Origin of the sequence: Psychromonas sp. (genome assembly GCF_047632955.1) — a bacterium.
Taxonomy (GTDB): domain Bacteria; phylum Pseudomonadota; class Gammaproteobacteria; order Enterobacterales; family Psychromonadaceae; genus Psychromonas.
Map to the genome: position 1 here is coordinate 12,688 of NZ_JBLIED010000017.1, position 15,747 is coordinate 28,434.

Genomic DNA, 15,747 nt, shown 5'->3' on the forward strand with positions numbered 1-15,747 from the left:
TAATTTAGTTTAATTTATTAGAGTTTAATTGATCTATTGTACCCCTTAGATCCATCATATAATTAGTCCCTCTAGCAATAAAGGCTTAAAAATGAAAAGAGCAGTAATTACAGGTATTGGTATTGTTTCTAGTATTGGTAACAACAAAGAAGAAGTTTTAGCGTCCCTTAAAAGCGGAAAATCAGGCATCACCTTCTCGGAGCAATTTGCCGAGATGAAAATGCGCAGTCAAGTTTGGGGCGATCTGAAAATCGTACCTAAAGATCATATTGACCGCAAAATTATGCGTTTTATGGGTGATGCTGCAGCTTATGCTTATCTTTCTATGGAACAAGCTATTGCCGATGCGCAGTTGACCGATGAAATGGTTTCTGATGAACGTACTGGTTTAGTGGCCGGATCCGGCGGTGGTTCTTCAAAAAACCAGGTTGAAGCCTGCAAACTTATGGTCGAAAAAGGTGTGCGACGTGTCGGTCCTTACATGGTTCCCCGTACTATGGCGAGCACCACATCTGCCTGTCTCGCAACACCGTTCAAAATTAAAGGTATTAACTATTCAATGAGCAGCGCCTGTGCGACAAGTTCTCACTGTATTGGTAATGCACTGGAACAAATTCAATTAGGTAAACAGGATATTGTGTTTGCTGGTGGCGGTGAAGAATTAGACTGGACTATGGCATGTGAATTTGATGCGATGGGCGCACTATCAAGCAAATTTAATGACACCCCTGCAAGTGCTTCGCGCACTTATGATAGCAAGCGTGATGGTTTTGTTATCTCCGGCGGTGGTGGTATTGTTGTCGTTGAAGAGCTTGAGCATGCTTTAGCGCGTGGCGCTAAGATTTATGCTGAGATCGTCGGTTACGGCGCAACATCTGACGGTTATGATATGGTTGCACCATCGGGTGAAGGTGCTGTTCGCTGTATGCGTCAAGCACTGGCAACCGTTGACGGTGACGTTGATTACTTAAATACCCATGGAACTTCTACCCCCGTTGGGGACACCAAAGAATTAGAAGCGATTAATATCGTATTCCCTGAGAACGCACCAAAAATCAGTGCAACTAAATCTCAAACGGGTCATTCTCTTGGCGCCGCGGGTGTTCATGAAACTATCTACAGCTTGCTGATGATGGAAAATGATTTCATCTCACCTTCTATCAATATCGAAGAAATAGATGAACAAGCGGTGAATCTGCCAATCGTGGCCAATAAGGCTATTGATGCAAAACTTAACATTGTTATGTCAAACAGTTTTGGTTTTGGTGGTACAAACGCAACATTGGTCTTTAAACGCTTCTCTAAATAGTTTAAAGCTGATTAAATAGATAAAGGAGCTTATAGCTCCTTTTTTTGTCGCTATTTATTCTGTTATATTATTATACCAAAAGAGTAAAACGGGAGATCACCCTTGCCGGGTAAGATTATCCCTAACTGTGTTGTGAATTATATTGAAAGCATTCTATTCTTCACCACTTGCTGGTCAGTTAACACTGTTCAAAATCGTTTCATCGGATTTTGTTGAGAATAAGGTTCGAATGCGATTCTCGCCTTGTTAGTGTTACTTTATCCCTGCAATCATTAATATCTTAATTAATCTTTTTGGTATCAGGAAAAAAATGAATATATATATTGATGAAAATATTCCCTACGCGCGGGATTTTTTTACTGACCATGGCAATCTGCATCTTTTCTCGGGTCGCAAGGTCAGCGCCGAACAGCTCATTGATGCTGATGTTTTACTGGTTCGTTCTATTACTCAGGTTAATGAAAAGCTACTCAGATTAAATAAAAACCTTAAATTTGTTGGCACTGCGACCATTGGTACCGATCATATTGATCAGACTTACCTGAAAAAAAGAGGTGTTGCCTTCAGCAGCGCACCGGGCTGTAACAAAGTATCTGTCGCAGAATATATTTTAAGCAGTTTACTGGTACTGGCAGAGCAGAAACAATTTATTTTAAACGATAAAAGTATCGCGATAGTCGGCGCCGGCAATACCGGCAGCGCGGTATACCAACGTTTAAATGCATTGGGAATGAACTGTAAACTTTACGATCCGCCGTTAGAACTGGCGGGTGATAAAAGGCAATTTTGTACCTTTAAAGAGGTACTTGAAGCGGATATTATCAGTTTACATGTGCCGAAGGTTGTAGGGGGAGAATTTCCAACGGTACATTTGTTTGATCAGCAAGTCTTAAGTCAGCTTAGTCCCCGGCAGATATTATTAAATGCTTCCCGCGGTGATGTCATTGACAATCAGGCTTTATTAACACTTGCCGAGCAGGGCTTAACGCCGATTTTAGTGCTTGACGTGTGGGAAAATGAGCCGCAGATTAATCAACAATTATTACCCTATGTGACCATTGCAACACCGCACATTGCAGGATACAGCCTCGATGGCCGATTACGCGGTACTGAAATGTTATACCAGGCACTGTGCGATTTTTTGCAGCTCAAGGTAAAACATACAACGTCCGATTTTGTTCATCGTGCAGCCATCAATAGGGTTTCTATTTCCCAAAAAGTCGATCAACCATTACTGAAATCATTAATACATCTGATCTTTGATGTGCGCCGGGATGATGCCCTTTTCAGAGAAATGATTGAACAAGTTGATGGTTTTGATACCATGCGCAAAACATACCAAGAACGCCGCGAACTATCGACTTTAACGGTTGATTCAAGCGCTGAACAAAATACATTATTACAGTTGTTAGGTTTTTCTACCAACGTACAAAATGAGACAAAGGAAACACATGAAATCTGAATATAATATCGCACTGGTGGGTGAATTAAACGGTTGTATCGAAACAACATTGGAAGTTCTGGCTCAACGTGACTTTCCCGTTGGTAAAGTATTTCCTTTAGTCAATGCTGGCGATATATTCAAAACCAACAGTAGCTCGCCATCCGATGAAGATTTTGAAGAAAATGAAAATGAAAACGAATTTGAATCGAATATTAATTCAGTGATGTTTTCGGGAAAAACCGTTGATGTGATTGATATTGAAACTTTTGATTGGCAGCAGGTTGATATTGCTTTTTTCTTAACCGATATTGAAACAACAAAAAAATGGGCGACTGTCGCAAGTGAATTTTGTGTTGTTATTGATAACAGCGGGACCTTTTTAGAAGATGAAAATGTTCCTTTGCTGCAGGTTGATGTGAATGAAGAAAGTTTAGCCCGTTACACCGAGAAAAATATTATCTCGATTCCGAGCAGTGAATCTGCACAATTAAGCCTTGCTATTAAACAGATTCAGCAAGAGGTTGGGTTAGTGCGTATAAACGTGTGCAGTTACCATTCGGTTTCCGTTGCCGGTAAACCAGGAGTGACAACACTGGCCGGTGAAACGGCGCGTTTATTAAATGCAAAAACCGTTGAAACGTCTACTTTCCCGCAACAAACTGCATTTAATGTATTCCCGCAGGTAGGTGAATTAAATGAGGAAGGTGTTAGTTTCGGTGAGTTACGATTGGTAAATGAGATACGTTCATTATTAAATGATCCTTCGATTATCGTTTCATCCACTCAGGTTGTAGTGCCGATGTTTTACGGTTGTGCACAAGCTGTCCATTTACAGACACATTACCCCCTTGATTTAGAAGAAGTTGCCCATGCTTTACATCATACTGAAGGGCTAAGTTTAGCCGATTCCGTATGTGATTATCCGAATATGATCGATAATGTTGTGGGTAATGCTGACGTTAAAATAGGCCGTTTACGCAAAGATGTATGTGATGCCAGTGGTATAAATCTTTGGGTGTGTGCGGATAATGTTTATTTTGGAGTGGCGACTAATGCTATCAAAGTTGCTGAAAAACTGATTCAAACATACATTTAAGCTATTGTTATTATTGTTTAAGTGGGCTAGATCTCAATTCTAGCCTTACTCTTTTTTTTTTACATAATAGTGGGTCCCGTTGGTTTATTATTGATTTTTATATTAGAATTCAAAGTGCATTCGGATATAACCCGTTAGATTGCTTTTATCAAGGAATGACAATGAAGCGTTTACTATTAATTATTACCTGCTGCTCCCCCTTGATTTTATCTCCTGCTAGTAGTTTCGCACTTGATTCAACCATTGTCACAGCAGCAGAAAATATTGTTTATAAAAAATACGGCCCAATTCGCTATTATGAATCTCTCTGGTCGGTATCAAAAAAATTGCGCCCCAGTAACCTGGTCAGTATTCAACAGACACTCGTTGCCATTTATAAATTGAACCCGAATGTTTTTTTAGCAGGTGATATTAATCTTCTTATTGAAGATTCGGTGATTAAGGTACCGACAGAGTCTTTTATAAAAAAACAAAGTAATCAGGATGCAATTAACCTGATTAACAAGTATTCAGACAAGCAGAAAGTGCCAAGCAACACAGTGGTTGCAGAAACAGCTGTCTCAGAAACAGTGGCCGCAGAAAAAAACGCAGATGCTCTGCGAGCAACCTCTGGCTCTCTTTCTAAGTCGCAAGCGCTGGAAGTTAGCGATCAATCATTAACTGCTTCGTTAATCGATGAAAAATATTTACCGGCCCCAAACTCAGCGGTTAGTCAGTCTTTAATAAAAATACAAACGCTGCAAACAGAATTAAACATGGTTAATGAGCAATTAGCCGCGACAACAAAAATAAATCAGGAATTTAAATCAAAACTGCAGCTGTTAATCGATGAAATAGATCTTCTGAAAGATAAAATCGAAGGTGAAAGTGCAGCTCAACTGTCGCTTTTAGAACTCGTTGAACAATATAAATCTGAGTCCATTTCAGCCCCACAGCCGGTTATTAATCATGCACAAGTACAGGGACAAAATGGATCATGGATATCAGGATCATTAAGCAATGTATTGCTTATTGCAGGCTTCGGATTATTGTTTATGACTTTCATTTTTTCACTGCTATTTCGTCGTAAGGCAAAATACTTATTGGATGAAAAACCAAAATGCATTAACGGACCGGATAAATCTTTTGTTGCTTCCCCTGAACCAAGCTATGACGAGCAGAAACCACAACAACCTATGCCTGCAGATATTAAATCCGGCACTCCCTTTGATAAGGGGCCGGATGAAGTTGAGCAATTACAAGACGCTGCCGCCCAAGCCGAACAAAACCACAAAAAGGCTAAGGAGCCTGTGGAAAAAGAGCAACTCACAGAGGCTATTAACTTAAAAAATGCTGAAGCCTATATTGATATTGAAACAATATTAAAAAACAGTGAAAAAGACAGCCCGGATGATATTTATACTGAGTTTGATTTTGATCTCGGCCTAGATGAATTCCCTGATATGTTAGGAGAACATAGCGCAATTGATATTGATGATGATGAGTACGGTATTAGTGCTCACCTGGATTTGGCCCGTGCTTATTTGGAGATAGATGATAAGATAAGTGCCAGGAAAATATTGATGGCTGCGATAAAAAACAGCAATGTGGAACAGCGTCTAGAAATCAATAAATTACTCACTCTCCTTTAAGGGGCTGCCCCCTTTGATGATAAAAGCGTGATTGATAGGTTGTTCCCATCACCTCAGTATCAAATCAACACTATTAGAAACCGCAACGTGCGGTTTTATGCTGATCTTTACGCAGATATTTAAGAGACCATTTTATGAAACCAGTTATCCTTGATGTTCAAGGTTATGAATTAGATTCGGAAGAGAAAGAAATCTTAACGCATCCTTTGGTTGCCGGGGTGATACTGTTTACGCGTAATTATCACGACCTCAAACAATTAAAAGCGCTGGTAAAAGCGATTCGTCGGTATGCTAAAAATGAACTTATTATTGCGGTTGACCATGAGGGGGGGAGGGTACAACGATTTAGAGAGGGTTTTACCCGGTTACCGTCAGCGGGTTCATTAATTGAAAATAATGATCTGAAAACGGCCTGCGAGTTAGCCTTTAGCAGCGCATGGATAATGGCCAGTGAATTGATCGCCTGTGATATTGACTTAAGTTTTGCCCCTGTTTTAGATTTAAACGGTATTTCAGACGTTATTCAAAATAGAGCCTTTTCATCCTCGATAACAGAAACGGTGACTATTGCCGAGGCTTATATTAATGGAATGAGAGCTGCCGGTATGGCCTCCACGGGCAAACATTTTCCCGGCCATGGCAGTGTTAAAGCTGATTCTCATAAGGCTTTAGCGGTTGATTCACGCAGCGAACTGGAAATATTCACTAACGATATTAAACCTTTTGAAACTCTGATTAAAAAAGGGGCGCTAGATGCGGTAATGCCATCACATGTTGTTTATTCTCAATGTGACTTGCAACCTGCAGGTTTTTCATCCTACTGGCTGAGTGATGTTTTAAGGACTCGATTAGCCTTCAAAGGGGTGGTTATCAGTGATGATTTATCGATGCACGGCGCCAGTTTTGCAGGAGATCATTTAAGCCGCGCAGAAATGGCAATACAGGCAGGATGTGATTTAATATTAGCCTGTAACGATAGACCTGGTGCTGTTTCTATTCTGGATAATCTTAAGGTAAAACAGACGGCTGAATATCATGCTGTTAATCAATTACGCTGTCTTAAAAATAAATTTACATTACCTTTAAATAAAAATCCTATTTGGATCAAAAACCAGCAAATGTTAATGCCGCTTAGCGAGCAGTTCTAATAAGTGAAGTGCAATGCTTGCACTCTGCGTTAATTTCAATAAACTTGTTGAATAATTAAAATAAGAAGGTTGGGAGACTACAATGATCATTTACATACACGGTTTTGATGCAACGAGTCCGGGAAACCATGAAAAGGTGATGCAGTTAAAGTTTATTGATGATGATGTGCGTTTTGTTCATTACAGCACTATTCATCCTAAGCATGATATGAGCCATATTTTAAAAGAAGTGCACAAACATATTCAAAGCAGTGACGATAAAGCACCTTTAATTTGTGGTGTTGGACTGGGCGGGTTTTGGTGTGAACGAATTGGTTTTCTTTGCGGTATTAAACAAGTTATCTTTAATCCTAATTTGCATCCTGAAGATAACATGGTTGGAAAAATAGAGTGGCCGGAAGAATATTTAGATATTGAAACTAAATGCGTCAGTGATTTCCGTGCTAAAAACAAAGATAATTGTTTATGCATTCTTTCCCGAACCGATGACGTTATTGATTCAACCGAAAGTGATTATGAGTTGACAAAATTCTATCAAATAATATTTGATGAAAAGCAGGGACATAAATTTCAAGATATATCGCATCATCTGCAGACAATCAAGAAGTTCAAAGAACAATAAATCTCAGCAAATGGCAGTCATCATTGCCATTTTTTATCTTTTTTTTGTCTCATCCTCTTTACTTAATTTTTTAATCTAGCGATAATCACCTCACATATTTGATCTGGATCACTATCAGCAAAGATCCTCATTCTATTACCTTAATACACTAAAATTGATAACCATCATGAGCTTGTTTCTTCGGAGTATGGGGGATGATTTTAATGCCCTTTTAGCAAGGTCATTGTTATTGAGTAGTGCAGTAATGTAATCGAATCTGACTGGCTAAATATAATAAATTTAGACTATTAACAAAACTTGAGGTGTATATGGATAAAATAGTGATCGTTGGGGGAGGAGCAGGTGGCCTTGAATTAGCGACGGAACTGGGTCATAAGCTGGGACGGAAAAAAAAGGCTCATATTACGCTCGTCGATAAAAACAGAACTCACTTATGGAAACCTTTATTGCATGAAGTTGCAGCCGGCTCCCTTGATGATGGAATTGATGCCTTAAGTTATCGTGCGCATGCAAAAAATCACGGTTTTAGTTTTCAACTTGGCGCGCTGTCTGATATCGATCGGGACAATAAAGAAATACAGCTAGCTGAACTGTTAGATAATGACGGTATCAAGATTTTACCTGAATGCCGCATTAGTTATGACACTTTAGTGATTGCCCTTGGCAGCGTCAGTAATGATTTTAATACGAAGGGCGTGCGCGATCATTGCATCTTCCTGGACAGTCCGCAACAGGCAAAAAAATTCCATCACCGTATGTTGAATAAATATTTACAACTTGCCGTGCATGAAACTAAGAAAGTAAGTGTCGCTATTGTCGGAGCAGGAGCAACGGGTGTTGAATTGTCCGCTGAGCTTTATAACTCTTTAGAACAAGTGACCAGCTATGGTTTTGAAGATATTAAAACCTCGGATCTTAAAGTCAGCCTTGTTGAAGCGGGTGATAAAATTTTACCGGCGCTGCCTGAAAGAATTTCCAGTTCAGCACACCAGGAACTTTTAAAATTAGGTGTTTCTGTGCGTACCAATACCATGGTTGTCGAAGCAACTGCAGGCGGATTGCTCACTAAAGACGGTGAATTAATCGAAGCTGATTTAATTGTTTGGGCCGCCGGAATCAAAGCGCCTGATTTTATGAAGGAGATAGCCGGATTAGAAACGAACAGGGTAAATCAACTGGCGGTTAAGCCAACATTGCAAACTACTTTAGATGATAGCATTTATGCAATAGGCGACTGTGCGAGCTGTCCTTTGCCAAGTGGCGGTTTTGTGCCTCCTCGTGCTCAATCGGCGCATCAAATGGCTTCTTTAGTGGCTAAAAACATTAGAGCATCACTTAAGAATAAACCCTTATCTCCCTATAAATACACGGATTATGGTTCATTAGTGTCATTAAGTAATTACAGTACCGTGGGCAGTTTAATGGGGAATTTAACTAAGGGATCGATGAAGGTCGAAGGGGCTCTCGCCCGCTTAGTATATATTTCACTGTATCGTATGCACCAGGTTGCGCTTCATGGTTATATTCGTACGGGTTTAATTACGCTGGTCCAAAGTATTAATAAAATATTACGTCCGCGTTTAAAATTACACTAAATTACACTATAAATGTAAAACGTCTGAGAATGTAATAAAAAAACGGGGATTAATCCCCGTTTTTTATTATAACCAAACCGCTTTCCCACTTTCTAATTTATCCATGTTCAAGCCTTTCAGCTATGGCTGCTGCGTTTAAAACAGTCTTTAAGCTGTTTGCTGCGCAGGCAATATAAAAGTACCCAAATGGCAAAAACCAGCTGCACAGAGGCGATAAAAGAATACTGGAAATGTTTGCCCGACAAATAATACAACTGCAGTGCCAAGTCACTCACCACCCCTACCAATAATAACGGATAACTACTCTGCCACAATATTGAGAAGTATCGATGTTTATCATGATCCCTGCCCGATAAAAAAAACAACAACAGGGCGATACAACCCGAGGCTAAACCTAAATAAAAATGGATTTTGTTTGGATAAAATAGCAGTAACAATGGATTGCCAGAATCGCGTAAAACCACTGAAATAATAAAGACTGTCCAGGTTCGCGCCAGAAACAGCAATACCAGATAGAAAAATTTTGGCGGTTTTAAATTACCAGAAGGGCTGTAACAGTCCAGAGGGTAAAGTCTGATATTCATGAACACATCATTTTCAAAACACCGTTCATCTTGTCTTCCTGCTATATTAAAAATAAAGAGACGTCTGAAAAAGTCAGAAGTCTCTTTATGCTATGTTTGTTTATACCACGCCTCTTAATAAGAGGGCTATTTTATTCAGCCGAAATACACATAGGGCAATAAGCATAATGTCCCTGCGGATCATTAAAGCGGGTTAATATCGCGGTTTGAGATTCCAGGGTACTCAGGGTTTTGTATAAAGCTGAGTTGATATGCAAACTCTGGGGCATGATTTTGACTGCACTTACCAACAGTTCATTAATGAGCTGTTGTTTGGTTGACAGTACAGGTTGAATAAGCTTCACGTCGTAATCCTGTAGCTTGGCCAGGCTGGCAGCTTTATAGATAGCATCTTGTAAAGTACCCAATTCATCTACCAAACCAAGTTCTTTTGCATCAACACCGGTCCAGACGCGACCCTGCGCTATTTTATCGACTTCCTTAAGTGTCATGTTACGGCCCTGCGCAACAACCTTTAAAAACTGTTGGTAGCCACTTTCTATTCCTAATTGGATAATCTCACCAAGTTCAGGGTTGAGCGCACGTGTTGGGTTCAAACTGGACAATTCAGTGGTGCCAATGCCATCATTAAATATACCAAAATTATTTAATGCTTTGTCGGCGCTTGCATACATACCAAAGATGCCTATTGATCCTGTTAAGGTGGTTGGGGTGGCAACGATATAATCTGCAGCCGATGCTATCCAGTAACCACCCGATGCGGCTACACTGGCCATTGAGACCACCACTTTTTTATCTGCTTTTTTTAATGCCAAAATTTGTTGACGAATTTTTTCCGATGCAAAGGCGCTGCCCCCGGGACTGTCAATACGAATAACAACGGCTTTAATATTGTCATCATTCAGTGCACTTTCCAATAATTGACTAAAACTGTCTCCGCCAATGACATTGGAAGGCTGCGTTCCCGATAAAATTTCACCCGTTGCATGAACAAGCGCAATTTGATTTTTTGCTCCGCTTTCTTGATACATCTCTGACAGAGTGGATAGATAATTCGCATAACTGAGCAAATTAAGTCCATGACCCGCTGTTTCCGCCTGATTGCTTAATTCGTCGATCACGTCATGACGACTTTTAAGCGCATCCACCAAGCCTGTTTGTAAAGCATAGAGCGCGGTATTGCCAGACGCCTTTATGAGAGATGATTTTAATTGCGCTAAAGAAGGTGAAATAGATTGTACTGATATATCACTGATATCTTTACGCTGCATAATCACGGTATCGATATAATTTTCCCAGAGTTGATTTAACCAATGTTTATTGGCAAGTTTACTGGCTTCCGACATTTTATTTTCGGTAAAAGGTTCAACAAAAGATTTGTAAGTACCAACCTTAAATATATGAGGTGTAATGAGTAAGTTGTCTAATGCCTCTTTAAAATACAAACGGTACACCGAGTAACCGGGCAGTAAAACCATGCCCTGCGGGTTGAGATAAATTTTATCCGCGTAACTTGCCAACATATACTGTGTCTGGGAGTAATTATCTGCCACGGCAGTAACCGATTTTCCGGTTGATTTAAAATCATTTAATGCCTTGCCGATATCTGCAATGTGATTAATTGCTGCACCGCTTAATCCGTCAAGATCTAATAAAATCGCGCTAATTTTGGGATCCTGCTCGGCATGACGAATGGTATTTAAAACCGCATCAATTTGATATTCGTTGCTTTGATTTCCAGCGGATGACGTCATCTGCTTGGACATTTCACTGGCAAAATCGGCAGGGGCTGACTGCTCGACGATATTACCGGTAAAATTTAATTGCAGGGTTGAGTTCTCAGCAATGATTAAAGCGGGTCGATCGAGGTTGATAACAAAAATAATGGCTGCCAGAATTGCAAAAAAAAGCACATTGATAATAAGTAGACGCATTACATTGAGGGTTTTTGCCATGCTCTTAAGCAGTGAATATATTGATTTCATTTTCAACCTTAAATTTTAGGGTGGAAGATAAAAATAAAGCACTGATATTCTCATATACAGTGCTTTATTTGATTTTAGTACGTTTTAGTGAGATTAGAAACTTGAGGTATCAACAAACAGACCGACTTTAAGATCTTCTGCTGTGTAGATAACTTTACCATCCACTTCAACAACACCGTCGGCAATACCCATAACAAGTTTGCGCATAATCAGGCGTTTGATGGTGATCCGGTAAGTCACTTTTTTAGAAGTCGGTAAAATTTGTCCGGTAAATTTAACACTACCGACGCCCAGTGCGCGACCTTTCCCCGGACCGCCACTCCAACCAAGGAAGAAGCCGACTAATTGCCACATGGCATCAAGGCCTAAACAACCGGGCATAACCGGGTCGCCAGGGAAATGGCATTCAAAAAACCATAATGCTTTATCGATATCTAATTCTGCAATCAATTCGCCTTTACCAAATTCACCACCGGTTTCGGTAATGGAGATGATTCGGTCCAGCATTAGCATTTTATCTACAGGTAGTTGGCAATTTCCTTTTCCAAATAACTCACCTTGACCACATTTTATTAATTCTTCTTTTGTATAAGAGTTTTTACCCATCTCTTTTTGGGATACGATTTTAGTCATAATTCACTTATCAGTCATGATTACAATGGTGAGGTATTCCATCATCTAAACAGAAATACCCTAGAAAATTTTGAGCACACTTTATATGACAGATAAATAACAATCAACTTTATTCATAAATAGTTGTTATAAATCATAAAGCATACACAAAATGAATTAATGGAACTTGGAAAGAAAACGGCTTAATAAACTATGTTCAGCCTCTTCATGTACTTCTTTTTGTAATAATTCAACACGTTTATTGATTAATGAGACAACGTCATAAAATGAGGCGTTTAATGCAAAGGGGAATGCCTCCTGGCAGTGATTAATCCCGAATATATTAATTTTTTTGTCTTTCACCAATTGCATGCTTTGTGCGTCTAGCGTCAAGTTAATCTGATTCGCTGCGGGAATTAATATGGTAATAGGGTCACTTAATAACCCGACCGAAAATAAACGTGTCACCGACTGTATTTTCTGATTAATCCCGCCTATTGCCAAGACGTTCCCATGTTGGTCTAATGCCCCGGTCACAAATAAATTTTGTTGTACGGGGGCCTGCGCATAACATGACGTTACTGCCAACAATATAGCCAATGCAGCGCTATCACCGTCACTTTCCTGATAAGACTGTTCAAAAACCACATTACAAGAAAGCGGGAAATTATGCACATGAGTAAAAAGATGATTTAAATAACCTTGTACTATTAAGGTACTTTTAGCATGTATATTACCGGCCATTTCGACTTTTCTTTCAACGTCAACAATCTCACCGTCACCTATCATATCACTTGCGGATACTCTAAATATTTCACCAAACTCAGTGGGGTAACCTATTAATTCAACCACGGACAAACCATTTATTTGTCCTGTTTCTTTACCTTTTAACTGTATTTTCAACTGTTTTTCAAGCAAAGCCTGGTCACTGAAATTTTGTGCTAATGATTGCGCCTGAGATTGTAATTCAATGACTTTTTGTAAATCAGCGGCTTCAAGCTGCTCTGCCTCAGGGCTGAACAACTGCGCATAACGAAGCATTTTTTCAATAATTTCAGGTGAAAAAACCAGTCTTTTCTGGTGTTCGCACAAACTTGACAGATGATGGAACAATAAAGACAGGGCATCTGCAGATAACGGGATTAAATTATTTTTGGTTATCAACTGCATACAGAAAGCTTGTAGACTGTTTATATTATCATCCGTTGCATCTATCTGTGCCGACAATTCCGTAAACAGTGAACCGACTTGAGTATATTCCGGATCAATTTGCGATAATTCATCCAGCTGGTAACGACTTGCCACCAGTATTATTTTAGTGTCGAGCTGATCCAAAGGTTGTTTGGGGTGTTTTTCCTTAAATTTTTCACCGTTTACCGCTGACGTTGCAGGCAGGGTGCGCGTAATTAAAAAAGATTTAATTAAAAACCACAAGGCCGGATTAACTAAAAGCGGGCTGACATGTAAGATTAAACAGCCATGATTGTAATTGAAAATTTCACCCTGTTCAAAATGAATGGTTTTTTCTTTCTGCTGAGTGAGCCGTCCAAATAAGGTTTCCTGATTGTAATTAAGCAGCGCCAAAAGTGGATAATCAGGCGCACTACATTCAAAAATCACAGTGGTGGCCGCTTGCCAATAAACAGAATTAAAGACCAGCAAAGGCTGTGGTAACTTTGCAAAATGCGTGATGATTTGAGAAACAACCGGATACATGGACAACCAACTGTTTTCATTATTCTTATGCTTTGACAATTGGACACTGAAATCCGCTGAACACTGTTCTGCAGCAAGCGGTTTTAATTGGTTTGTATCGGCGCAGTCCGGCTGAGCTTCAGGGTGGATATTTGGATTTATAATAGGCAAATTAGCAACTCTAAATTTGCCTATTATAAGTAGCGAATGTCAATGTTGCAATGAGTAAGTTAAATACTCATTAGTTGTTTTCTCAGTTTATAATTTGTACTGATTATATTTTTGCTTTTGATATTTTTTTTCACAAATAACGCAGCGTTTAGCTGTGACATCCGTTTCCAATCTTTGTATTGCGATTTCAGCCTCACAATCGGAACAAATACCGTATAAACCCAATTCAATATCATTTAACGAAGCATCAATACTTTTAATCTCGTTTGTCTTATGAGCAAGCGAAGAGATATCAAGTTTTGAGGTTAACTCAACTAATTGATCATTTGATAATTTTTGCAATTGTTTAGCCGCCAGCTTATGTCCGACATGACTTGAACTCAGAAGCATATCAGAAACATCATTACGTAACTTTTCGAGAGACGATAGGAGTTGTGTTTGGAAGATCTTTAATTTTGTATCGTCAATATGTTCCATTATAATTGCCTGTTTACTATTCATGGAGGACATACTAGAGCCAAATTAATTGTAAACTTATGATTTATGTCAATTTGTATCAATTTTATTTGTGAATTTAAAGTGAACTAAACAACTTTTGACATGGATCACTTTTCACGTCGACAACTGCGATAGTGAACTCGGTTTTAAATTCGTCAGTTTCCGGCACTGTGGCATAACTAGTTCTATACCTTTGATGGGACTCTGTTAGAATAAAATAGAATATCAAATCTAAAACATCTTTCTATAACCAATGGCTTTTATATGAAATTACAACAATTACGTTATATCGTCGAAGTTTTAAACAATAATCTGAATGTATCTGCAACGGCTGAGAATTTGTACACTTCGCAGCCCGGGATAAGCAAGCAAGTCCGCATGCTCGAAGATGAGTTGGGGATTCAAGTGTTTGAAAGAAGCGGAAAACATTTAACCAAGGTTACTCCCGCGGGAAAAGAGATCATTCGTTATGCCTCGCAGATATTAGGTAAAGTTGAAAGTATCAAAGCCATTGCCTGCCAATATACTCAGCCGGATCAGGGCTCCTTAAATATTGCTACTACGCATACTCAAGCGCGTTATGCTTTACCGGATGTTATTCAAGGTTTTATTAAACGCTATCCAAAAGTGTCGCTGCATATGCACCAGGGAACACCGACGCAAATAAGTGAATCGGTCGCTAAAGGGAAAACCGATTTTGCAATTGCAACTGAAGCACTGCATCTTTATCACGATTTGATTATGTTGCCTTGTTACCATTGGAATCGTTCGGTGATTGTGCCTAAAGATCACCCTCTGGCAAATATTAAAGAGATTAGCATTGCAGACATTGCCAAGTACCCGATTGTGACTTACGTTTTTGGTTTTACCGGACGTTCCGAGTTAGATGAAGCATTTAATTCTGCGGGATTTAAACCTAATGTTGTGTTTACGGCAACCGATGCCGATGTGATTAAAACTTATGTGCGTTTGGGCTTGGGGGTTGGGGTGGTTGCGAGCATGGCTATCAATAAAGATGATGATGATTTTTGCGTGATTGATGCCCGTCATATTTTCAAATCAAGCACCACCAGCATTGGTTTCAGAAAGGGCTCTTTTTTACGTGATTATATGTATGATTTTATGGTTCGCTTTGCGCCACATTTGAATCGTCCGCTGGTTGAAAAAGCAATCCAATTAAAATATAACGCTGAAGTCAGTGAATTATTTAAGGACATTGAATTACCTGTTCGCTGATAGAAAAATCGATACAGTTAGAAAATATAACGCTGAAGTCAGTGAATTATTTAAGGACATTGAATTACCTGTTCGCTGATAGAAAAAGCGATACAGTTAAAAAATATAACGCTGAAGTCAG

At 39.3% G+C, this 15,747-nt stretch carries 13 protein-coding genes; 8 read left to right on the top strand and 5 right to left on the bottom strand.

Annotated elements, in window-relative coordinates; all coding sequences use genetic code 11:
- The first annotated feature begins 91 nt into the window (after nucleotides 1–91).
- From fabB to ACJAZP_RS11600, 7 genes are all read left to right on the top strand, one after another.
- Nucleotides 92–1,309 (top strand): beta-ketoacyl-ACP synthase I, encoded by a 1,218-nt coding sequence (gene fabB / locus ACJAZP_RS11570; RefSeq protein WP_415230900.1) that lies wholly within the window; start codon nucleotides 92–94, stop codon nucleotides 1,307–1,309.
- Between the two features lie 310 nt (nucleotides 1,310–1,619).
- A complete protein-coding gene (locus ACJAZP_RS11575; protein WP_415230901.1) occupies nucleotides 1,620–2,771 on the top strand; it encodes a 4-phosphoerythronate dehydrogenase in 1,152 nt (383 codons plus the stop codon).
- Nucleotides 2,761–3,849, top strand: coding sequence for an aspartate-semialdehyde dehydrogenase (locus tag ACJAZP_RS11580; RefSeq protein WP_415230902.1), 1,089 nt, complete (start codon nucleotides 2,761–2,763; stop codon nucleotides 3,847–3,849). Before ACJAZP_RS11575 ends, ACJAZP_RS11580 begins: the two co-directional genes overlap by 11 nt.
- A gap of 161 nt (nucleotides 3,850–4,010) precedes the next feature.
- Nucleotides 4,011–5,480 (top strand): FimV/HubP family polar landmark protein, encoded by a 1,470-nt coding sequence (locus ACJAZP_RS11585; protein WP_415230903.1) that lies wholly within the window; start codon nucleotides 4,011–4,013, stop codon nucleotides 5,478–5,480.
- Nucleotides 5,481–5,614: 134 nt separating this feature from the next.
- Nucleotides 5,615–6,628, top strand: coding sequence for a beta-N-acetylhexosaminidase (gene nagZ, locus ACJAZP_RS11590; protein WP_415230904.1), 1,014 nt, complete (start codon nucleotides 5,615–5,617; stop codon nucleotides 6,626–6,628).
- 82 nt (nucleotides 6,629–6,710) lie between these two features.
- On the top strand, nucleotides 6,711–7,250 hold the full coding sequence (gene ycfP, locus ACJAZP_RS11595; protein WP_415230905.1) for an alpha/beta hydrolase YcfP: 540 nt from the start codon (nucleotides 6,711–6,713) through the stop codon (nucleotides 7,248–7,250).
- 308 nt (nucleotides 7,251–7,558) lie between these two features.
- Entirely contained in the window at nucleotides 7,559–8,845 is a 1,287-nt protein-coding gene (locus tag ACJAZP_RS11600; protein WP_415230906.1) for an NAD(P)/FAD-dependent oxidoreductase, read from the top strand.
- Between the two features lie 116 nt (nucleotides 8,846–8,961).
- On the opposite strand, the gene ACJAZP_RS11605 is transcribed toward ACJAZP_RS11600, so the two are convergent.
- The 5 genes from ACJAZP_RS11605 to ACJAZP_RS11625 all read right to left on the bottom strand — a co-directional run bounded on the left by ACJAZP_RS11605 (nucleotide 8,962) and on the right by ACJAZP_RS11625 (nucleotide 14,369).
- On the bottom strand, nucleotides 8,962–9,429 hold the full coding sequence (locus tag ACJAZP_RS11605) for a DUF2919 domain-containing protein (protein WP_415230907.1): 468 nt from the start codon (nucleotides 9,427–9,429) through the stop codon (nucleotides 8,962–8,964).
- 131 nt (nucleotides 9,430–9,560) lie between these two features.
- On the bottom strand, nucleotides 9,561–11,414 hold the full coding sequence (gene sppA, locus ACJAZP_RS11610; RefSeq protein WP_415230908.1) for a signal peptide peptidase SppA: 1,854 nt from the start codon (nucleotides 11,412–11,414) through the stop codon (nucleotides 9,561–9,563).
- A gap of 93 nt (nucleotides 11,415–11,507) precedes the next feature.
- Nucleotides 11,508–12,047: a bifunctional 3-hydroxydecanoyl-ACP dehydratase/trans-2-decenoyl-ACP isomerase gene (fabA, locus tag ACJAZP_RS11615; RefSeq protein ID WP_415230909.1), complete on the bottom strand. Its 540-nt coding sequence runs from the start codon at nucleotides 12,045–12,047 to the stop codon at nucleotides 11,508–11,510.
- A 156-nt stretch (nucleotides 12,048–12,203) separates the two neighbouring features.
- Nucleotides 12,204–13,892 (bottom strand): AAA family ATPase, encoded by a 1,689-nt coding sequence (locus ACJAZP_RS11620; protein WP_415230910.1) that lies wholly within the window; start codon nucleotides 13,890–13,892, stop codon nucleotides 12,204–12,206.
- Nucleotides 13,893–13,979: 87 nt separating this feature from the next.
- On the bottom strand, nucleotides 13,980–14,369 hold the full coding sequence (locus ACJAZP_RS11625) for a TraR/DksA family transcriptional regulator (RefSeq protein WP_415230911.1): 390 nt from the start codon (nucleotides 14,367–14,369) through the stop codon (nucleotides 13,980–13,982).
- A 285-nt stretch (nucleotides 14,370–14,654) separates the two neighbouring features.
- On the opposite strand from ACJAZP_RS11625, the gene cysB reads away from it, so the two are divergent.
- Nucleotides 14,655–15,626 (top strand): HTH-type transcriptional regulator CysB, encoded by a 972-nt coding sequence (gene cysB / locus ACJAZP_RS11630; RefSeq protein WP_415230912.1) that lies wholly within the window; start codon nucleotides 14,655–14,657, stop codon nucleotides 15,624–15,626.
- Nucleotides 15,627–15,747 lie beyond the last annotated feature (121 nt).